Source organism: Candidatus Omnitrophota bacterium (assembly GCA_028715415.1).
Taxonomy (GTDB): Bacteria; Omnitrophota; Gorgyraeia; order Gygaellales; family Profunditerraquicolaceae; genus JAQURX01.
Window position 1 is genome coordinate 44,695 of the sequence record JAQURX010000011.1, and the last position, 20,784, is coordinate 65,478.

Consider the following 20,784-nt stretch of genomic DNA (forward strand, 5'->3'; position numbering starts at 1 on the left):
TTAAAAAATTATTCAATTTTGAATTTGCCGGAAACATTCTTTAAATCCTGGGCTAAACCTGTAAGCTGCTTAACTGCAACCTGTGATTGTTGAGAACTTTGAGCGATCTGTTTCATTGCTTCATCAATATTGCTCATAGCATCAGCAATCTGCTTTGAACCAGCTACCTGCTGTGTCGTACCCATTGATATTTCTTTAGCTCTCTCCGCAGATTCCTGCGACAACTTTGTTTCTTCATCAACACTTGTCACGCTTGTTTCCATAGACATAATTACATTAGACATCTCATGTTGGATTATTTCAATAAGAGCTGTAATATCTTTGGTTGACTTTGCAGTTGAATCAGCAAGTTTTCTAATTTCATCAGCGACAACTGTAAAGCCTTTACCTTCTTCCCCTGCACGAGCAGCTTCAATCGCAGCATTAACTGCCAAAAGATTTGTCTGATCAGCAACATCATCTATAACTTCTGTAATTTTGCCAATCTTTTGAGATTTTTCACTTAAGGAAGCAATTATCTGGCCAGTTTTACCAATAGCTTCTTTAATCTTAGCCATTCCTATCATGGCATGAGCAGCTACTTCTGAAACTCTTTTGATGTTCTCGCCTACCTGCTCGGCACTCTTAGATAATTCTTTTGAAGCTGATGTAGTTTCAGATACAGCGGCAGATTGTTCCCTGGCACCTGCTGCCTGCTGCTGGCTTGCAGCAAGGATTTCGCTAGAAGCGGAGGTAATCTGGTTTGCTGCATCCCTGATCTTTGACATAATTTCTTTAAGATTTAACTGCATAGTATTAAAACTAGCTGCTAACTGGCCAATCTCGTCTTTGTTATCTATAGAAATTTCACTAGTTAAATCTCCTCCAGAAATCGTATTAGCAACACCAGCTAACTTTTTAATTGGGTTAGCAATATTATTGGAAACAGTTAATGCGAAAATTATAACTAAGATAACTGTAATCAACATAATAAGCAATATAATTCCACCAAGTTGTGCAGCCGGAGCAAAAGCCTCTTTGGCATCCATCTCTGAAACAACAACCCAACCCAAATAATCAAATGCCTTGTTAAGCTGCTCACCGGAAACTGAACCCAACACAAGGCTTTTCCTGTAATCTTGATACACTCCAGCATTATCTTTCTTATTTGTAAAAAAGAACCTTACAGGCTCTGAATCTACCTTTTGACTCAAAGATAAATCTTTATAAAAACGAGAATCCGTAATCATTACTCCATCCTTATTAACTAAATAATTTTCTCCGGTTTCTCCTAACCCCATTCTATTGGCAAGAATTTCATTAAGGACTTGTAAGTTTATGCGTTCGGCAAACACTCCAACGAACTCACCAGTTTTTAAATCCTTAACTGCCATAGAAGCAACAAAACCTATCTTTCCAGTAGTTTTAGATTGATAAACATCTTTAATAAAAAAATCTTTTTGCAGAGCACCAGTAAAATATGGATCCTGAGATTTATCTATCCCCATCTCTTTTTCCTCAGTGCTCGCTATAACTTTACCACGATTATCCATAATGATAAATTCCTGCACTAAAGGATTAATTTTAATTCTTTCTTCAACATAATCATTTAACTCTTTAATTGCTTGAGGCGAACTAATAGTTTTATTATTGATATTTCTCAACCCATCTATAATTGTTTTAGCGTGTCCGTACACTGCCAATGCTCTTTTTGCGCCTATTAGATACTGCACAACAGCTTGTTCCTTACCATTGGAGATGGCATCAAAGTCCTGTGTAATCTGTTTGGTTAACGTAGCCTTGCTAAACATATAAGCAACAGCCCCCAGAATGACTACAGGGACAAGCGCAATTACTAAAAACATTACGACTAATTTTGACTTAATACTACCTAATAAAATGCTTTTCATATCCCCTCTCCTTTTGCTAACCTAACCACTTCTTCGCAATTTAAAATCCTCTCTAAATCTAAGATTATAAAAATTTCTCCTTCAATTTGAACTTGCCCTTTTGTATAAAGTGCTAACTTTTGACTAAGGGTAGCTAATGGTGGCTGTATTAAATCAACGTCAATATCCATAGCGCCTCTTATTTTATCTACGATGAAACCTATATTTGAGCCAGTTACATCAGTTATTATTCCTCTTATTTCTTTTGACTTCCCACCCGAGCTAAGCCCCAAAAAATATCTAATATCACAAAGAGAGACCACTTCGCCGCGCAAATTAATTACTCCTGAAATAAATTCGGGAGTATTAGGAACTCTTGTGATTTTATTAATCTTAGCCACTTCTTTTGCCGATCGGATATCAACACAATAATTTTCTTCACTTAAACAAAAAGACAAAACGCGTATAGCCTTTTTCTTAATTGCCTCTTCTTCAAATTGAATATCGTCAACTTCAAGAATGATTTTATCTTTTTCTTCAGGCATTTTTCTTCCTTACTTCTACTCTCTCGTGGACATTTTTAATCCCAGTCTCATCATCTACACTTAAAATCTTCTCAAAGTCAATAAGCAAAATAAGCCTGTTTCCTATTTTTATAACACCTGTTAAATATGAAGCGTCTTTTAAGAACTTATCTGGAGGCGTAATTGCTCCATGTTCAATATTGGCAACATTTAAAACTTCATCAACAAGGACACCAATTAAATGTTCTTTGATTTGCGTAATAATAATCCTGTTTTCTTTTTTGGAATTTTCTGATTTAAGGCTGAATTTTTTTCGTAGGTTTAATAAAGGTATGACTTTACCGCGTAGGCTGATTACCCCTTCAACAAAATCTGCAGAATCAGGGATTGTAACAATTTCTTTCATCCTGATAACGTGGCGCACTTGCTTAATATCCACGCCATATTCTTTATCTGCGATTTTAAATATGGCTATGTCCATGGGCCCATTTTCAGTCTTTCAATATTGTCACGGCAGACATTCATCAATGTCGCTGTGTCAAATCCTCCACTGTATGGGATTATATCAGAATATAAATTGTTTGACAACAATTTTAAGGTGTTTCTATAACCCCTAATTGCATCTTCAAAACGATTTTCGTTTTTGTAAACATTTGCGAGATAAAAATTTGCGAGAGTAAAATTTTTATCTAAATAAAGAGATTTCTTTAGGCTCTCTTTTGCTTTCTCCCCCTCCTGCTCCTCTATATATATACAACCCAAGAGATAATGCGCTGGAGCAAACATAGGATTAATTCTTAAAATTGCGGAAATCTTATCTTTTGCTTCATTAAACCTTCCCTGGTTGACATAAATTTGAGAAGCCATAAAAAGAGGGTCAACTGCAAGTTTGTCAATCATATGAGCTTCTTCCAAAAGCAATAGTGCCTGGTCATATTTTTTTAATAAAAGATTCTTATTCGCTTGAATCAAGATATCTTCAATCTTTTTCGGTGCTGGATGGACCTTACTTGCCTCTGTTTCAATCAATGCTAAAATCTGCTTTCTCGAGATTTCTTCTAAGATTTCCTCTATTCTAGGCTTAGATATAGTTGTCCTAACTGGTTCAATCTCTTTGACTTTACCTTCTGCTATCTTCCTATAATAGATAGCTTCGTCAGAATAAATCATCTTAAACTTATTCTGCATGAAATGCAGATTTTCTGAATAGCCTATGAAAACAAAACCATCATCAAGCAAACTTGAATAAAATTTCTCCATAATTTTTAAGGTGGTCTCTAACTCAAAGTATATCACCACATTACGGCAAAATATCACATCAAAACCAACAGGATATTCTGAGTCCATCAAATTATGAAAACTAAAAGAAACCAATGATTTTATCGTATCTCGTATCTCATATCTGGTTGTTCGTTCGGAAGCTGATAAAACAGTAAAGTACTTTTCTAAATATTCTGGACTTACAAACTTTACCGCATTTCTTTCATACACCCCTTTTCTTGCTTTCTCTAGCACCTCGCTTGAAACATCAGTTGCAATAATCTGAATTTCCCAATTCTCCAAATCAGGGATAGCCTCTCTAACAATAATTGCAATAGTATACGGCTCTTCTCCCGTAGAACAACCGGCACTCCAGATACGTAATACTTTTTTTTCTTTCTGCTCTTGCCCTGAAGAAAATCTTAATTTTCGTTCAATAATTTCTGGCAAGATTCTTTCTTTTAAAGCTTTAAATTGCGCTTCATTCCTAAAAAAATAAGTGTGATTAATTGTCAATAAGTTTAATAATTCTCTAAGCTCATCCTCTTTTTTGCTTGATGTAGTTAAATAAGAATAATAATTTACTGGGGAGTCAATTCCGCAAGCAACCATCCTTAAAGCTATCTTATCTTCAAGTTCACCTAAATCATGGTCTTTAAAATAAAGGCCGGTTCTATCAGTAATAGAATTTTTAATCCTGTGTTTTAACTCATCAGGAATTAGTATTTTTCCCGTCCTATCTTTCATGCTTTATTGAGATGATTAATTTGAAGAAATAAAAAATTGATTTAATTCAATTCCTGTCCAGTCTTGAAAACGGGGGGCTTTAAGCCAAAACTTTAACTCTGCAGGAACCGCGACAATTTGATAGATAGTTTCTTTTGGGAGAGTGGCGCCTCCATCTTTAACCGAGACATCAAACACCTGCATCATCTTCTTAGCGCTGAAATTCCCACGGTATTTTTCTGCCAAAGCTAAAAGATTCCTGCGCCTTCTAACCGTTAAGTCATCGGTATCATAAATCGGCTCAACTATTCCCCAGGAACTATCCACAAAATGATTGGTTGAAACTAATAATCCCGGCCGGTCAGGTTCTCTTCTTCTTACATCAAAAGGAGGCCATTCATAAGAATATGCTTTAGTTTTATCTGCTACATTTGCAATGAGCGAACAATTTGAGCGGTTAGTATTTATGGAATCTTCCAGATTATCAAGAGTTGAGCAATTAAACAAAAACCCGAGTTCCTGAATAAAAGTATGGATCCTATTGGAATAGAAAACATTCCCTCCGGAAACAATTGCTTCATTATTCTCAATAAACAAACCTTCTTTATTCATACCTGTTGATAAGCAAATTTGTCCGGCATAACCGATAATTGCTGTAGGAACGCTCGAATCGCTCGGATTAAAAACTGTTATCGTTATAAATTCAGCAAAACGTTTAAAATAATTCACGTAATCAAAGTTACGGCCAAATACAAGCGGCCCGCCAGATGTATAATCATCCCAAGCTACTAAAGAAGAACAACCGAAATTGCTTAAAGTATTATTAACGTAAGAAATCGCGATTATCTGATCTAATATAATTAATTTATTTACATCCATTTTTGAAGTCTCAGCCATGCCATAAATAATTTCTTTAAAGCGCTTTGGGTAAGTATCAAATATGGTTTCAGCGATATCTTCTATTTCCTGATACTCCAAATCTTCTCTTCGTAAAAGATTCTTTTCAATAGCGAGTTTATAGAAATTATTTAATTCCTCCTTCATTAATGCGCCGTACTGTCGGCCCATATTCCTGTAATCACCATTTAATTGAAGAAGGTCAAATTTGCCGATTTTATAGCGCTTTCCGCCTTCAAAAGAAGAATGAAAGATAGGGTGGGAATTATCAGAATAAGAAAGGGTTAAAAGGCTTAAGAAAATAATAACTGTTAAAAATATTTTCTTCATACTACAATTATAAACTTAATACTTTTATTGTCAATAAAAACGGATAAAAAAATGGGCGGTTCTATTTTTCTAGAACCGCCACAGTTTTTAATATTTTTATACTTGAGCGGCTACAAAACTAATCTTTTGAGAATAATTTTTAGCCGGGCCGCTCAAGTATTTCGCTCCAAAACTTCTGGTGTTACCCGAGGAGCTCATTTATTTCCGCCTCTACCACCGCCCCTATGCGCTCCACCACCTCTTGGCCCTCCACCTGGAGCACCTTGATGCATAGCACCGCTATCCCTCATATCGCGCTTAAGTTCTCGTTGGTCATTTTTAAGCTCACGCGTATCTCTCTTGAGTTCTTTAAAATCCCCTTGCCTAAGGTCATTTTTAATTTCTCTTTTATCTTGCTGAATCTCTCTTCGTTCAGCCTGAACCTCTCTTTTATCCCTTAAATCAGGGCTTGCACCCGGACCGCCTTGTGGCCCCGGCTGATTTTCCCAATTAGTTCCCGGACCGCCCTTTGGGCCTGGAGGATTATTGTCTCTGTCTTTCCATGGCCTTCTGTCAGGGCCTGCTCCTGGACCTCCCTGAGGCCCCGGCTGATTTTCCCAATTAGTTCCCGGACCGCCCTTTGGGCCTGGAGGATTATTGTCTCTATCCCTTCTCGGAGGCAAATATCCTTCTTGACGGCCTTCTTTAAAATCCGATCTAATTTCCTGGCGAGCATCTTGTAAACCCTTTAAATCCTGTTGTTTTTGCTGAACATTCTCTTGATGCGTTGTTTTAAGCTGTTCTCTTATTTCTCTTGCTTTTTCAAAATCACCTGATTGTATAGCCTGATGCATCTGGTCACGCAAATTCTTTTCTTCTTGTTTTGCTTCCTGAGCATTACTTTTAACTCCTTCTTTTAAACTTTGAATCTGTTCCTTATCAGATTTTAAATCTTGTTTCCATTCTTGCTTACCTGAAACTTCAGAACTCGCTACAGTTGCAGATGTTTCCTCCTGCGCAAATACAGTTGTCGCGCAGAAAACAAAACTAAAAACACTTGAAACAACCAACGCCTTCTTTACCATCTTCACCTTTTCCTCCTCTCTTGTATTTATCATTTAGTTTGCACGCCCCAGATATCTTTAGCATACTCCCTGATTGTCCTATCTGACGAGAATCTTCCGGATTTAGCAACATTAATGATAGACTTCTCAACCCAACTCTTTTTATCTTTATAAAGCTTAGCCACTTTATCCTGAGTTGCACAATAATCCTCAAAATCAGCACAAACAAAATAGGTATCCGTGAAAATTAAATGGTCAGTAATCGGGCGAAATATATCCAACTCTTTGGTAGAAAAATAATTCCCCTGGATAAGCCAAATTATCTCTTTTAAAAGCGCAGAACTCTGGATAAAACTCTGAGGCTGATATCCCGATCGTTTTAATTGATTAATATCCTCTACGCGTTTTCCAAATATAAAAATATTTTCCTTCCCTACCGCCTCGGCTATCTCAATATTTGCACCATCGTATGTGCCGATAGTAAGAGCGCCATTAACCATAAACTTCATACAACCCGTTCCGGAGGCTTCTGTGCCCGCTGTTGAAATCTGTTCTGATAAGTTACTTGCGGGAAAGATCTTTTCTGCTAAAGAAACATTATAATCTTCCAAAAACACTATTTTTAACAAACCGTTTATACTTTTATCATTATTGATTACTTCCGCAACATTGTTAATAAACTTAACAATTAACTTGGCCATGAAATATCCCGGTGCTGACTTTCCCCCAAAAATACAAGTACGAGGAACAAAAGAATTCCCCAAATTATTCTTTATAGTAAGATAACTTGCAATAGCATTAAACGCAAACAGTAACTGCCTCTTATATTCATGCATCCTTTTTACCTGGACATCAAACATAGAATCAGGATCAATTACTATTTTGTTATTTTTATAAATATAATCGGCTAAATATTTCTTGTTTTCTTCTTTAACGCTCTGCCATTTTTTACAAAATGAGCTATCATTTACAAAATTAAGCAACTTTTCTGTTTCATTAAGGTCGGTTATCCATTTATCACCGATAGTTTCCGTAATTAAATTAGACAATCTATGATTTGCAGAAAGGAGCCATCTTCTTTGAGTTATGCCATTAGTCTTATTATTGAATTTTGCAGGAAAAATTAAATAAAAATCCTTAAACACATCAGCCTTTAAAAGCTCGCTATGAAGAGCTGAAACACCATTAACTGAAAATGAACCGATGACAGCAAGATACGCCATACGCACTAACTTAGGGTTTCCTTCTTCTATGATTGAAACTCTTCTTAAGATATCAATATCATTAGGGAATTTCTTTTTAATTTCTTCAAGAAACCTCCGGTTAATTTCATAAATAATTTCTAAATGGCGCGGTAGAAGTGTCTCAAAAAGAGCTACCGACCATTTCTCCAATGCCTCCGACATTACCGTATGGTTAGTATAGGCAAAAGTCTTTGTCGTAATCTCCCATGCAGCCTCCCAGTCTAATTTTTCAACATCTACAAGAAGGCGCATCAGCTCAACAATAGATATAGACGGATGGGTATCATTTAATTGGATAACAACTTTCTCGGGGAATTTTCTTAAGTCCTCATCATCTTCTTTAAACCTCCTGATGATATCCGCTAGTGAAGCTGCGGAAAAGAAATACTCCTGCCCAAGGCGCAAAGTTTTCCCACGGTCTATATTATCATTCGGATAGAGCACTTTTGAGATTACTTCTGACTCAATCTTTCGAAAAACCGCACGCTCATAATCTCCGGTATTAAAATAATCCAAATCAAAATCTTCAGTACTCCGCGCAGACCAAACTCTTAAAGTATTAACTATATCATTTTTATATCCGGGGACAGGCACATCATAAGGCCTTGCCAATACATCTTTGGTATCTACCCATCCAACGCAGAGTTTATTATTTTCATCATTGAACATATGTGTGCGCCCAAAGAATTTTACTCTTACAGTATATTCCTGGCGCTCAAAATCCCACGGATTCCCTTTGCTAAGCCAGGCATCAGGCAATTCAACCTGCCTTCCATTAATTATCTTTTGTTTAAAAATCCCGTAATCATAACGAATCCCGTAACCATAGGCAGGGATATTCAAGGTTGCCATTGAATCAAGAAAACAAGCAGCCAACCTTCCTAAACCGCCATTGCCTAATCCGGCGTCGCGTTCGCATTCACTTAAATCTTCTATCTCCAGCCCAAGCGACTCCATAGCCTCTTTAGCCTTTTCCCACAGCCCAAGATTAAACATATTTGTCTCAAGGAGCCTGCCGATTAAGAACTCAAGCGACAAATAATACACGCGCTTTACGTTCTTCTTGTGGTATCTTTCCTGAGTTACCAGCCATTTCTCAATCAACTCATCGCGCATTGTTAATGCAAGAGCTGTAAATTTATCTTCTTCTGTTGAATTATACTTATCTTTACCAAGCCGATATTCCAAATTGCTCCAGAAAGAAGTTTCAATACCTTTTTTTGTTGTATCCTTGTTAACTTTTACCCAATTATGGTTATTATTGTTTTCTTTTGTCTCCATCAAACCCTCCCTACCCCATGGTCTTGCGGAATTTCAAAGCACTAAAAATAATAACCGATATACCTATGAAAAATAAAGGGACAAGCTGCACCCAAAGGATGTCAATACCTACCCCTTTTAAAAATATACTCCTGATAACTTCCATGAAGTAACGTAAAGGATTAAAATAAGTAAACATTTGGATAAACTTCGGCATATTAGCAATTGGATATGCAAATCCTGACAACAAAACAGTCGGCATATAAAAAAGAAAAACCGACATCATTGCTTCCTGCTGAGTTGACGATATCGTAGAAATAAACAATCCAATCCCCAAGGTAGTAAACAAATAAATACTTGTAGAAAATAGCAACAAAGGTATGCTTCCTCTTAATGGTATATTAAACCAAAGCACGCCTAATATCGTAATAAGAGTAATCTGAACAAGCGCAATTGCAGCAAAAGGAAGAAGCTTACCAACAATAAGCTCAAGCGGCCTTAAGGGGCTTACTATCAACTGCTCCATAGTGCCGATTTCTTTTTCTTTGACTATCGCCATTGCTGTCAGTAACAGAGACATCATAGTTACAATTGTGGCAATTACTCCCGGAAGATAATAATTTCTTGAAACAAGATTTCCGTTAAACCATGCCCGGTCTTTTAAATCAACAAGTGGAATAGGCTTCATCCATCCGGACGACTCCGCCTCTTCCTTCATAAGCGCATACTGGGTACTGTTTACAATCGTATTAGCATAGCCCATAACAACCATAGCCGTATTTGAATCTGTGCCATCAAATGCCAACTGGATATTCCCTCCTCTTCCAGCGTTAAGATCCCTGCCAAAACCACGGTCAATATGGATTACCACACTTGATAAACCTTTATCTAAAACAAAATTCTGTTCTTTATCAGTATAAATAAAACGCTCGGGAATAAAATATTTGGAAAAAGTAAACCTGCGCAGAAGTTCACGGCTTTCTACGGAATTATCCTTATCGTAAATTGCAGTCGGGACATAATTAATATCTTTATTGGCAGCATAACCAAACAGGATTATCTGGATAAGAGGAGTAATAAAAATTACCGTCCGCATCCTCGGGTCGCGGAAGATTTGTTTAAACTCTTTAACTAAAATTGCCAATGCCCTTTCAAACAATTACGCCACCTTCTTTTTGAATTTCTTTATAGCCAAACTAAGCATAACAAAACCAAATAAGAATAGCAGCAATGTCTCATCCCATATAGTTTCCATACCATTGCCTTTTAAGAATAAATCCCTTAATACTACGATATAATAGCGCGCCGGGACTAAATAAGTAACTGCTTGCACAAATTTCGGCATGTTAAAAATCGGATAGATAAATCCCGAAAGAAGCAAGGTCGGTATCATTGTAGTCAGGCTTGCCAACTGGCTTGCCATTAATTGCGTCCGGGCAACTACAGAAATCCATATTCCCTGCGATAATGCGCCGGTTAAAAAGAAAGAACTAACGATAAAGAGCAAGAAATAACTTCCCCGGAAAGGGACATCAAATAGAAATCTTGCCATAACAACTCCAACCGTAAGGTCAAAGAAACCGATTACAAAATAAGGAATGAATTTTCCAATGATTAACTCCGGAGCTTTTACCGGAGTAGAAATCAATTGCTCCATTGTCCCCCTCTCCCATTCTCTGGCGATACAGATGGAAGTAAGTAATGAGGCTATAATCATAATAATCATCGCAATTACCCCGGGGACAATAAACCAGGTACTGGTTAAGCCCATATTAAACCAGACCCTTGAACGGGCATCAATGGTTTTAGTCGGCTTAATATCATTCTGGGTAAATATATTAGTTAAAAGCCTGACGTTATAAGTAGCAACTACGGAACGCACATAATTCATAGCAATAGTCGCGGTGTTAGCATCACTGCCATCTACTATCAACTGCAGGGGCGCGGTATTCCCCGAATTTATTAAACTAGAGAAATCCTTGGGGATAACCATCCCAAGCATAACCTTCCCGCTATTAATACTATGTTCAATATCGCGGTAATTATCCGTATATCCGACTATCTTAAAATATTTGGAATTTTTAAAATTAAGCAGGAAATTCCGCGTAAGCTCAGAAGAAGCATCCTGATTCCAAATAAGCGTAGGCACGTGGTCAATATCAAGAGAAAGCCCATAGCCGAAAATAAGCAACATAAACATCGGAATTCCCAAAGCCAGCCCTAAACTCCGCGGGTCACGCTTAATCTGGACAAATTCCTTCCAGGCTATAGACTTAATCCTTCTTAAGCTGCTCTTTATCATATTTTTCTATAGAATAAACAAACACGTCTTCAAGAGAAGGGAGTATTTTTTCAACGCTAAATTCTCCAACATTCTCTTTTTGCAAAAAACTCTTTATGGTTGGTATTGCCTTTACGCTATCATAAACAAGAGCATGAATATTTGCTCCAAAAAGGGCCGCATCTTTAACCCCTTCAATTTTACTTATCTCTTGAAGCCAATTCTGGGCTTGCGGCAAAACAATCTCAACTATTTCGTCTTTCATAATTTTAGTCTTCATTTCAGTAGGAGTGCCCATAGCAATAATTGTCCCGTGGTAAATTAAAACCATACGGTCGCAATTCTCAGCTTCGTCCATATAATGGGTTGTGACAAAAACAGTTACTCCATTTTTAGCCAAGCCTTTAATAACGCTCCAGAAATTAGCGCGGGTTATCGGGTCAACCCCCGAAGTTGGTTCATCCAAAAAAATGAATTTCGGCTTATGAAGAAGCGCACAACCTAAAGCCAAGCGCTGTTTCCATCCCCCGGCAAGCGTTACAGTAAGAGCTGACTCCATCCCTTCCAGTCCTGCAGTACGGACAGTCTCCTCTAAACGCTCCTTCTTTTTATCATTTGGAATCTTGTATATCCCGCTATAAAAATTAATATTCTCCTCAACGGTCAAATCATTATATAAAGAAAATTTCTGCGACATATAGCCGATGTTTTCTTTAATTTTACGCTGCTCTTTAATTATATCAAAACCCCCAACCCTACCCGATCCCGAAGTAGGAGGAATAATCCCACAAAGCATTCTTATGGTTGTAGACTTACCCGCGCCATTAGGGCCAAGAAATCCAAAAATTTCGCCTTGGTTAACTTCAAAATTAATTTTATTAACAGCGGTAAAACTGCCGAATTTTTTCTCAAGATTTTGTACACTAACCGCTATTGTTTCTGTAGGCATAGGGGGATTTATTTACTTTTTTCCTTTTCTTCGCATTCATTAATTATCTTCACAAACGCTTCTTCTAATGTCTTGGAATTGCATTCTTTCTTTATTTTTCCGGGAGTTTCACATCTTAATAGCTTGCCTTTATGCATCAGCCCCACCCTACCGCAGCGTTCAGCTTCATCAAGATAACAGGTTGAGCAAAAAATTGTTACCTTTTCTTTAAGTAATTCATAAAGGATATTCCAGAAATCCCTTCTTGAAACCGGGTCAACTCCATTGGTAGGCTCGTCTAGAAATAAAACTTTCGGGGTATGTATTAAAGCGCAGGCTAAACCTAATTTTTGTTTCATCCCTCCTGAAAGCTTACCGGCAAAACGTTCTTTAAAGGGGAGTAAACCGGAAAAACCAAGTAGGCGGTCAACTGCCTCCTCGCGATGTTCTTTACCAACTCCATAAACATCGGCGTAAAAATGGATATTTTCTAACACGGTTAATTCTTCATAAAGCCCGAATCGCTGCGACATATAAGCGATATTTTCTTTCAGGCTTTCAGCTTCTTTAACTGTATGCTTATTGTAAACCCAGGCCTCGCCTTCTGTGGGGTCCATAATTCCGGTTAGAAGCCGCATCGTAGTGGTCTTTCCTGCTCCGTCGGGCCCAACCAAACCAAAAATCTCCCCCTCTTCAACCTCAAGGTTAAGATGGTCAAGCGCAGTTAAAGCCCCGAATTTTCGGGAAAGATTTTCAGTTTTTATGGTAATCATTGATAAAAACTTACTCGATAATTATGTAGGCGTCAGCAGGCATCCCGGGTTTTAAATCCAAGCTTGAATTGTCAGCTCTAACCTTAATCCTGTAAACGTATTTTACTCTTTCTTCACTGGTCTGGATATATTTCGGAGTGAATTCTGCCTGGCTGGATATAAATGAAACGCGTCCGTCGTATTTTTTCCCTTTATAGCTATCCGTCTGAATATACGCTTTCTGGTTTAATTTAACTTTACCTAAATCAGTTTCGTTTATGTAAGCAGTAACCCAAACATCATCAAGGTTTACCGCGGTAAAAACCGGAGCACCCGCCTGCACAACTTCACCGGGTAGAGCGCTTTTTACAAGAACCCATCCATCAAGAGGGCTTGCCAAATCTGTCCACCCTAATTTTGTATTAGCCAATTCCAAAGAAGCACGCAATTGCTTAATATTTGCCGAATCAGTATCCATTTTAGTTTTTGCAGCATCCCTCTGCTGGGTGGAAATTGCGCCTGCCTTAAGAAGGTTTTCCGCTCTGATATAATCATCGGAGTCAAGCTTATACTGGTATTCCGCGTATTTTAAAGAAGCTTCTGCTTCGGCCTTAGTCTTGCTTAACTCATCTTTATTGAGCCGGGCGACGATATCGCCTATTTTAATAACCATACCTTCATCAGTTAAGAGCTCGGTAATCTGCCCCTCTACCCTGAAGGATATACGCACATCGTCTCCTTCAATATTTCCGGAAACTTTTACAACTTTCCCATTGCCATCCCGCGCCTTTAATATAAAAAACACCGCCGCAGAAATTCCGATAATTATTATTACTAATAAAAGAATAAATTTAATCTTTTTTTTCATCCCGCCCTTACTTAATTCTAGGCTCATTTTTCCCCTCCTCTACTACAACAGCCCTGCCCATGGTCCTGTCAAGTTTTGCTTTTGCCATAATATAATCATAGATGCCGGAAGCAAGGTTATTTTCCACTTGAGCCAAAGACACCTGCGCATCCAGCACATCCAAATTTATCCCCACACCATTATCATAACGGACATTTGAAATCCTTAAAGCCTCTTTCGCATCCTCCAGGTTATCCTGCTGCGATTTTATAATAGAAGCTTGTTCTTTTAAATCAAGGCAAGATTGCCTTACGTCAACTGCCACCTGATCGGACAAGTTTTCTTTACCGATAACCGTTTGCATATATTGCGCCCGGGCCGCGTCTACTTTTGCCTTTGTGGAAAATCCATCAAATATAGGTATACGTATGGCAAAACCTAAGTTCCAATAATTATGCCTAGTATTAAACATGTTCCCCGGGTTATTTGAAATGTAATTATACTCCCCCGTTGAATCAATCTGAGGAAGCCATCCTGCGCGCGCGTATTTAATCCCCCACTTGGCAATATCAATTCCCAAAGATTTCAAAATCATCTCCGGCTCATTCAGATAGGCCTCTTTTAGAAAATCCTGCTCTTTTATTTCCAAAGGTTCATACAATAATTTATCATTAATAACAATCTTCCCGCCGACTTTAACTCCGAGCAATTTATCCATCTCCGCAATAATCAGATCTATCGCATTCTGCGCGTTTATAAGTTGCGGCAGGAGCAAAGAAACCTGTACTTTTGACTGCAGGCAATCAAATTTTGAAGCAGTCCCCTGTTCATATTTATGTTTTACATTTATATAATGATCTTCTGCCTGCCGCACAAGGTCTTCAGCAATGCGTTTTGTCTCATAGGCAAGCAAAAGCCCGTAATAAAGCCTTTTAGCATCAAGCTCAACGTTAAGCTTTGTCGCTCGGAGTGTTTCCGTCTGTTCCTTTAAAGCAAGTTGAGCCTGCCTTAAGGCAGCAACATTAGCCCCGCCATTATAAACTGTCTCATTAACACTAACTCCCATGCTATTATTATCAACATATCCGGAAAATATCCGCGGGTCCTTCTTGCTCCCTGCGGTAGAAGAGTTAAGGACTGCGCTATTGTGTGTATAGCCGGTATTAAAATCAACTTTTGGCAGGAATTCGCTCCTTGCGTTTAAGATATCAGCGCTTGAAATTTCAAGGCCGTACTTTTGAATTTTAATATCTTTATTATTCTTATATGCGATTGTGATTGCTTCTTTGAGCGTGGAGAGCGTCAATTCTTCAGTTTTATTCTCTTGGCAAAAAGCGTAAGACGCTATGCCAAATAGTAAAAAAGCGAAGATAATCAGAAAGGTTGAAAGGCTGCTTGATTTCTGAACAATTGTTTTTAATTCTTTATAAAAAGCATATTTGGTATTTGCATTAAAATACCGCGCGTTGGCTTTATAACTGCTATGCAAAACCCCCTGCTTTTCAAGGTTATAGAGCGTCCGCTGAAAAACTCCCGGCTTCTTTTTTAAAATCCTTCCTAATTCCTGTATATAGAACTCTTCGGTGGGATGTGCGTAGAAAACTTTTAAGAGCTTAAGGGTATTTTTGGAAAGCTGCATTTAGCTTTTGCCTTCTAGTTATATTCTATTTGCATATGAATATATCTTTATTGCATATAATTATATGCAAGTAGCATAATCTTGTCAAGATTTTTTTTCCTTGCAAATCTAATTTTACACGGCTATAATTAATTTAACTACAAAACTGGAGGTAAAATGAAAGGTATTATCAAAATTTTTACGTTTTCATTAGTTTTTGCTATTATGTTTTGCGCCCTCTCTTATGCTGAATCACCGAATATCCAAACCTTGGTTGATAATTTTCAGAAGTCAACTGACTTACAACGAAGCCAGATATTAAAAGATATCTTGGGTAAAGAAATCTCCTCCAGCGGGCTTGTTAGCAATGCAGGAGAGTATGATTTCTTTGATATAGTAGACGACATAAAAGGAACATATTACCAGGTGTCTACTGACCAGCAGAAAACTAAAAACAACATCCCCTATCAGATTATCTACCTGTTCAAAGACAAAGATAAGGTCAAAGATTTAGATAAAGGCACAAATATTCAAAAAGACGGCAAGATTGTAAGAATTGAAGATGAACGCCTCCAGATTGCCGTATGGATTCTCTGCGCAGACCTAACCGAAAAAGATAAAGCACTAATAAAGTAAAATAAAAAGGGCGGTTCAATTTTTTGGACCGTCCTTTAGTTTTACCTATTATGTATGCAATATGAATATATTTATATGCTCACTGCATATAAAATTTAACCTAAGCTTAAGCCCTTCTTCGTATTGCTCTTAAGCAAAAATATCTTATCTTTTGGCCTTAAGGAAAATGGCAACTTAATCCCGGTTGTCTGCCCCCTTCTTGCAATCCTAACCGGCTTATGCTGTATCTGAATCTGGCCCACTACTGCTGTCATCGCAGGAGTGGTTTTTCCAGAAACCAAGATTTTATCACCTTTTTTTAATTCGTCATTTCTTATAACTAACTGCGCAACATTTATCTTTTTATAAAACTTCTCTACTTGCCCCACAAATATCTTCTCAAAACTACTCTTTCCTCCTGAAAGCCCGCTAATTTTAGGAGGTGAAAAATAAAATCCTTCAGAGAAACCCCTATTGTAAACACTAGAGAGTTTTTTCTTTAAGGACACCTGAAGTGCATCAGTCAATAAACCTTTTTTATATGCATCAATTGCTTTTCTGTAAACTGAAGTAACTACAGACACATATTCAGGGGTACGCATCCTTCCTTCTATCTTAAAAGCGCTTACTCCCGCACTGACTAATTTATTAATATGCTCAATCATGCATAAATCCTGCGCGCTCATTATGTAATCCGAACCTAAGACATATTCATTGCCCAGCTCAATATCCTTTATTAAAAATTCTCTCCTGCAAGGCTGTACACATTCTCCCCTATTCGCTGACTTACCAAACAGGTCATGCGAGAAAAAACACCTGCCCGAAACACTCACGCACATTGAGCCATGAACAAATGCCTCTAACTTACAATCTATTTTTTCGCGCTTTATCTTCTGCGCTATTTGCTTAATATCCTCAAGGCTGCATTCTCTTGCAAGCACTATACGCTTAACTCCAAACGAACAAAAAAACTTTAAGGAAATAAAATTTGATACACTCGCCTGTGTTGAAAGATGCACCGGGAGGCCTGCCTCAAAAGCCTTACTTAACACTGCCATGTCCCAACAGATAACCGCATCAACTTTCGCTTTCTTTGCCTCAAGCAACATCACATCAAGTTTCTCTAAATCCCTTTCATAAATAATGGTATTTAAAGTCAAATACCCTTTTCTTTTATGTTTATGCAGCAAAGCCATGACTTTTTTTATTTCTAAGATATCAAAGTTCGGGGCAGTTTGGCGCATGGACAAATTCCTTAGCCCAAAATACACCGCGTCTGCTCCTGCTTTAACTGCGCTCTCCAAAGACGGCCAATCCCCTGCAGGCGCAACTAATTCCGGGATAATTTCAATTGGTTTTTTCATAATTATTTAAGGAAGGCTTTTAGCTTGCGGATTATATCCTGAACAGTTCTCGCTTGCGCAAATTCCACAGCAGCAGTATCAGGGACTGTTACATTAAATTCTTTCTGCAGCTCTAATAATAATTCAATCCTTGCTAAAGAATCAAAACCTAAATCAATCTCAAGATGATCAGTTAGATTTACTTTTCTCTTAAGCCTTTGAGACAAAAATCTAAGCACTTTTTCTGCCTCGGGCAGCTGGGCTATTTCTCTATCTACCTCCTGCTGCTCAATTGTCCCTTGAGTTGTTTTCTTTAATGATTGGAGCTGCCTTTCAACCTTATGCCGCATAATCTTACCAAGTGCGGTCCTTGGCAAGGGTTTATTGCTGATAACCAGCCCTCTTACGCGCTTATACTCGCTTAAATCTCCTGAAAATGACTTAAAATCATCCCTGATAGCTTGTTCAATTGATTCCTGGCTGGCTCCACCCGGAAAACTTTCAAGGTTAGGAACAACAACCGCGACGAGTTGCTTGGATTTCTCAACAAATCCTTTTTGAGTTAAAGCAAGCACGCATACTTCTTTTACATAACGGCTTAAACTATAATGGCTTTCTAATTCTTCAAGGCTTACCTTTTTCCCGGAGCTTAATACAACAAGTTCATCACGCCTCCCAAGGATATAAAGATAGCCCTCCTTATCAAAGTATCCGATATCTCCGCTTAAGAACCATCCTCCTAAAAGAGACCTACTGGTTATTTCGGGATTTTGATAGTAACCCAGCATAACATTTGGCCCTTTAATTGTTATCTCACCGGCTCCCTGCCTGTCTAATTGAAAAAGCTTAACCTGTACACCGGGAAGCAATTTACCAACCGAGCCAATCCGGTAATTACCCGGAGAATTCCATGCAACAATCGGTGAAGTCTCAGAAAGGCCGTATCCTTCCAAAAGGGTAAAACCCCACTTAAAGAAATCAAGCGTAATTTCTTTATCAAGATGCGCTCCGCCTGTAATCATAACTCTTAAATTCGGCGAAAAAGAATTATGCAGCTCCTTCAATAAAACCCCGGATAAATTAACTTTTAGATACTTGCGTAAAGCCCAAGATACTTCCATAACAACTCTTAGAAACAGGCGCTTTAACACAGGCAGTTTATTAAGACTGTCTTTTATCCGGTGATGGAATACTGAAAAAATCTGCGGGACTCCTGTCAAAACAGTAACATGCGCTAAATTCATGCATTCCCGCAGGTCTTTCGGGTTCATCGTGGGAGGAAAAGTAATTTTAGCCCCAAACAAAAGCGGCAAAATACACGTAGTCATCAATGCATATGAATGATAAAAAGGCAAAAGGCAAATAAAGCTATCGGTTGTCTTAAGAGAACCCACCTTAGCTATTCCGGATGCATTAGAAATCAAATTCCTGTGCGAAAGCATAACAACTTTAGACGGCCCTGATGTACCGGAGGTAAAGAAATAAACCGCTGCTTGATTTTTAAAAGGCAGTGTTTGCCCGGAACGCTCCTGATTAGAAGAATTGTGTATCTGTTCACTAACTTCAGCATCATCAACAACAATTACCGAGATATATTTTTTTATCTCTTTAATAAGTGAAGATGCTTTCTCCAAGTTATTTTTATCACAAATCAATATCTTTGGGTTACAATGAAACACTCTTTCCTGCAGTTCTTCTTCAACAAGGGTAGTATCAAGCGGGACAGCGATTGCTTTCAAATACTGAATCGCCATAAAAGCAGTTGCCCATGCAGGAGAATTATTAAGCAGAATATCTACTTTATCGAGCTCTCTTACACCCTGCTTATAAAGAAAATTCCCTAACCGCACAACCTCATCGTGTAATTGCGCGTAGCTGGAGAAACAATACCCTGCTTGCGTCTTATAATAAATGGCGGGCGCGTCAGGTTGTCCTTTTACCCTGTCCCGGAAAATATCGTACAAGCCCGGCTCAGAAAACCCGGCTGTTTCTTTTTTATTTAATTCCGGCCAAAAGTCCCGCTCAAGGCCATCAAGAAGGTAAGTATCAAATACATCGGGGAATTTAACACGTATAGAATTTTCTATCTCCTCAACTGATGCCAGATAAGGCCGCACCGGGCCATAAAAATCAACTTCCTCTCCTATCGGATGGAATAAAAATCCATTAAGCTTAAGCAGTGTCCATAAAGAAGGTTCCATAACCGCGTACCAATATTTTACCCCTCTTCGCTTGCTCTCCTGATAAATCTCGCGATACATACCAAAAATCATTGGCCTTATACGCTGGCTGCGCGGAGAATCTTCCTCAACTTGCTCTTCAGGAGGAGAATGAAAAAGCCCGTCATTAACGCGGCGGCGGTATTCTTTACTGATAACCAAACGCGATATCTCAGCTATTTGCTTGCTCGGGAGGCTGTCTTTATTAATACTTAAGACATTCCCACAATGCTCCTCAAGAGGAAAACCCAAAGGCGAGCTTAAAATAAGGCGGGCAGCTCCAATAATTCCCTTGCTATCCTCAACCGCAAACTGAAGCGAATAAGGGTCGTATTTATCGTGCTCTTTTGCTTCCGGATAATCCTCTTCTTTAATAAACTTGCATTCCCGGCAGTATACCTGATAGCGAAGGGCAAAAATATCACTAAGTTGATCTTTTGAATCAACAACCCGATATGTAAAACCAGTATTTCCTATTACTTCTCTATGCATTATAAACCTCTTTATTAATATATTCTGGCATGAATACAAATTTTGTCAACCCTGATTACTGTACAATTCTATATTATCCCGCGTCTGCCTTGTCTTGTTTCTCGCAGGGACGTTCGCCAGCCCCAGCGTGGCTGGCTCACTCTCGAAAATTCTCGCTCTGCCTACATTTATTTAGCGGGGCAACCATGCCCGCTCGAATTTCCGGAAGCCCTGCTGCGAACCAAGCCAATCCTCCCGAATATATAATGAGGCAATGTTTATGAAAGGTAAGTTTATCACATTTGAAGGTTCAGAAGGATGCGGCAAAAGTACGCAATCAAAGCTACTTTACCAATATTTAAAAGATAAAAAATATCCTGTGGTTTATCTGCGTGAGCCGGGAGGGGTAAGAGTAAGCGAGAAGATTCGTGAACTTTTGCTTAGCCCTGAAAGTGATATTTGTCCTGAAGCAGAGACTCTTCTATATATGGCTGCCCGGGCTCAGGTGGTTAATGATATTATTAAGCCTGCACTTTTAAAGGGGAAGATTGTGATTTC

At 38.4% G+C, this 20,784-nt stretch carries 15 protein-coding genes and 3 pseudogenes; 2 read left to right on the forward strand and 16 right to left on the reverse strand.

The window, feature by feature from the left end:
- Positions 1 to 8 precede the first annotated feature (8 nt).
- The 14 genes and pseudogenes from PHO70_06015 to PHO70_06080 form a co-directional block, all read right to left on the reverse strand.
- A complete protein-coding gene (locus PHO70_06015) occupies positions 9 to 1,889 on the reverse strand; it encodes a methyl-accepting chemotaxis protein (GenBank protein ID MDD5432522.1) in 1,881 nt (626 codons plus the stop codon).
- Positions 1,886 to 2,413, reverse strand: a complete 528-nt coding sequence (locus PHO70_06020; GenBank protein ID MDD5432523.1) for a chemotaxis protein CheW — start codon at positions 2,411 to 2,413, stop codon at positions 1,886 to 1,888. Before PHO70_06020 ends, PHO70_06015 begins: the two co-directional genes overlap by 4 nt.
- Positions 2,406 to 2,873, reverse strand: a complete 468-nt coding sequence (locus PHO70_06025) for a chemotaxis protein CheW (GenBank protein ID MDD5432524.1) — start codon at positions 2,871 to 2,873, stop codon at positions 2,406 to 2,408. Before PHO70_06025 ends, PHO70_06020 begins: the two co-directional genes overlap by 8 nt.
- Positions 2,864 to 4,399 carry a hypothetical protein gene (locus tag PHO70_06030; protein ID MDD5432525.1) on the reverse strand — a complete coding sequence of 512 codons (1,536 nt, stop codon included), beginning with the start codon at positions 4,397 to 4,399 and terminating at the stop codon, positions 2,864 to 2,866. Before PHO70_06030 ends, PHO70_06025 begins: the two co-directional genes overlap by 10 nt.
- Positions 4,400 to 4,414: 15 nt before the next feature.
- Entirely contained in the window at positions 4,415 to 5,605 is a 1,191-nt protein-coding gene (locus tag PHO70_06035) for a C45 family autoproteolytic acyltransferase/hydrolase (GenBank protein ID MDD5432526.1), read from the reverse strand.
- A 440-nt stretch (positions 5,606 to 6,045) separates the two neighbouring features.
- A pseudogene (locus PHO70_06040) lies at positions 6,046 to 6,255 on the reverse strand (hypothetical protein).
- Positions 6,256 to 6,387: 132 nt separating this feature from the next.
- Positions 6,388 to 6,669, reverse strand: a pseudogene (locus PHO70_06045) (hypothetical protein).
- A gap of 29 nt (positions 6,670 to 6,698) precedes the next feature.
- Positions 6,699 to 9,173 carry a glycogen/starch/alpha-glucan phosphorylase gene (locus PHO70_06050; protein ID MDD5432527.1) on the reverse strand — a complete coding sequence of 825 codons (2,475 nt, stop codon included), beginning with the start codon at positions 9,171 to 9,173 and terminating at the stop codon, positions 6,699 to 6,701.
- 10 nt (positions 9,174 to 9,183) lie between these two features.
- A complete protein-coding gene (locus tag PHO70_06055; protein ID MDD5432528.1) occupies positions 9,184 to 10,311 on the reverse strand; it encodes an ABC transporter permease in 1,128 nt (375 codons plus the stop codon).
- Positions 10,312 to 11,454, reverse strand: coding sequence for an ABC transporter permease (locus tag PHO70_06060; protein ID MDD5432529.1), 1,143 nt, complete (start codon positions 11,452 to 11,454; stop codon positions 10,312 to 10,314). It abuts the gene before it with no gap.
- The gene (locus PHO70_06065) at positions 11,426 to 12,382 is read right to left on the reverse strand and encodes an ABC transporter ATP-binding protein (GenBank protein MDD5432530.1); all 957 of its coding nucleotides are present in this window, start codon (positions 12,380 to 12,382) and stop codon (positions 11,426 to 11,428) included. The genes PHO70_06060 and PHO70_06065 overlap by 29 nt, the downstream gene beginning before the upstream one ends.
- Before the next feature lie 89 nt (positions 12,383 to 12,471).
- Positions 12,472 to 13,134: pseudogene (locus PHO70_06070) on the reverse strand (ABC transporter ATP-binding protein).
- Positions 13,135 to 13,144: 10 nt separating this feature from the next.
- Complete coding sequence (locus tag PHO70_06075; GenBank protein MDD5432531.1) at positions 13,145 to 14,008, reverse strand: efflux RND transporter periplasmic adaptor subunit; 864 nt, start codon at positions 14,006 to 14,008, stop codon at positions 13,145 to 13,147.
- Positions 13,989 to 15,599, reverse strand: coding sequence for a TolC family protein (locus PHO70_06080; protein MDD5432532.1), 1,611 nt, complete (start codon positions 15,597 to 15,599; stop codon positions 13,989 to 13,991). The genes PHO70_06075 and PHO70_06080 overlap by 20 nt, the downstream gene beginning before the upstream one ends.
- Before the next feature lie 156 nt (positions 15,600 to 15,755).
- On the opposite strand from PHO70_06080, the gene PHO70_06085 reads away from it, so the two are divergent.
- Positions 15,756 to 16,214 (forward strand): hypothetical protein, encoded by a 459-nt coding sequence (locus PHO70_06085; GenBank protein MDD5432533.1) that lies wholly within the window; start codon positions 15,756 to 15,758, stop codon positions 16,212 to 16,214.
- 95 nt (positions 16,215 to 16,309) lie between these two features.
- On the opposite strand, the gene PHO70_06090 is transcribed toward PHO70_06085, so the two are convergent.
- Both PHO70_06090 and PHO70_06095 read right to left on the reverse strand, forming a co-directional pair.
- Positions 16,310 to 17,557 (reverse strand): U32 family peptidase, encoded by a 1,248-nt coding sequence (locus PHO70_06090; protein MDD5432534.1) that lies wholly within the window; start codon positions 17,555 to 17,557, stop codon positions 16,310 to 16,312.
- Positions 17,558 to 17,559: 2 nt separating this feature from the next.
- Positions 17,560 to 20,247 carry a PEP-CTERM/exosortase system-associated acyltransferase gene (locus PHO70_06095; GenBank protein MDD5432535.1) on the reverse strand — a complete coding sequence of 896 codons (2,688 nt, stop codon included), beginning with the start codon at positions 20,245 to 20,247 and terminating at the stop codon, positions 17,560 to 17,562.
- Positions 20,248 to 20,506: 259 nt separating this feature from the next.
- Between PHO70_06095 and tmk the strand changes: the two genes are divergently transcribed.
- Positions 20,507 to 20,784, forward strand: a 278-nt coding sequence (gene tmk, locus PHO70_06100) for a dTMP kinase (protein ID MDD5432536.1), incomplete at its 3' end; no start/stop codon positions are given.

Excerpts from the sequence above, each read along its gene's own strand:
- PHO70_06080 (MDD5432532.1), bottom strand. The coding sequence starts at position 15,599 with ATGCAGCTTTCCAAAAATACCCTTAAGCTCTTAAAAGTTTTCTACGCA.
- PHO70_06030 (MDD5432525.1), bottom strand. The coding sequence starts at position 4,399 with ATGAAAGATAGGACGGGAAAAATACTAATTCCTGATGAGTTAAAACAC.
- PHO70_06050 (MDD5432527.1), bottom strand. The coding sequence starts at position 9,173 with ATGGAGACAAAAGAAAACAATAATAACCATAATTGGGTAAAAGTTAAC.
- PHO70_06060 (MDD5432529.1), bottom strand. The coding sequence starts at position 11,454 with ATGATAAAGAGCAGCTTAAGAAGGATTAAGTCTATAGCCTGGAAGGAA.
- PHO70_06075 (MDD5432531.1), bottom strand. The coding sequence starts at position 14,008 with ATGAGCCTAGAATTAAGTAAGGGCGGGATGAAAAAAAAGATTAAATTT.
- PHO70_06090 (MDD5432534.1), bottom strand. The coding sequence starts at position 17,557 with ATGAAAAAACCAATTGAAATTATCCCGGAATTAGTTGCGCCTGCAGGG.
- PHO70_06015 (MDD5432522.1), bottom strand. The coding sequence starts at position 1,889 with ATGAAAAGCATTTTATTAGGTAGTATTAAGTCAAAATTAGTCGTAATG.
- PHO70_06065 (MDD5432530.1), bottom strand. The coding sequence starts at position 12,382 with ATGCCTACAGAAACAATAGCGGTTAGTGTACAAAATCTTGAGAAAAAA.
- PHO70_06085 (MDD5432533.1), top strand. The coding sequence starts at position 15,756 with ATGAAAGGTATTATCAAAATTTTTACGTTTTCATTAGTTTTTGCTATT.
- PHO70_06025 (MDD5432524.1), bottom strand. The coding sequence starts at position 2,873 with ATGGACATAGCCATATTTAAAATCGCAGATAAAGAATATGGCGTGGAT.
- PHO70_06095 (MDD5432535.1), bottom strand. The coding sequence starts at position 20,247 with ATGCATAGAGAAGTAATAGGAAATACTGGTTTTACATATCGGGTTGTT.
- PHO70_06020 (MDD5432523.1), bottom strand. The coding sequence starts at position 2,413 with ATGCCTGAAGAAAAAGATAAAATCATTCTTGAAGTTGACGATATTCAA.
- PHO70_06035 (MDD5432526.1), bottom strand. The coding sequence starts at position 5,605 with ATGAAGAAAATATTTTTAACAGTTATTATTTTCTTAAGCCTTTTAACC.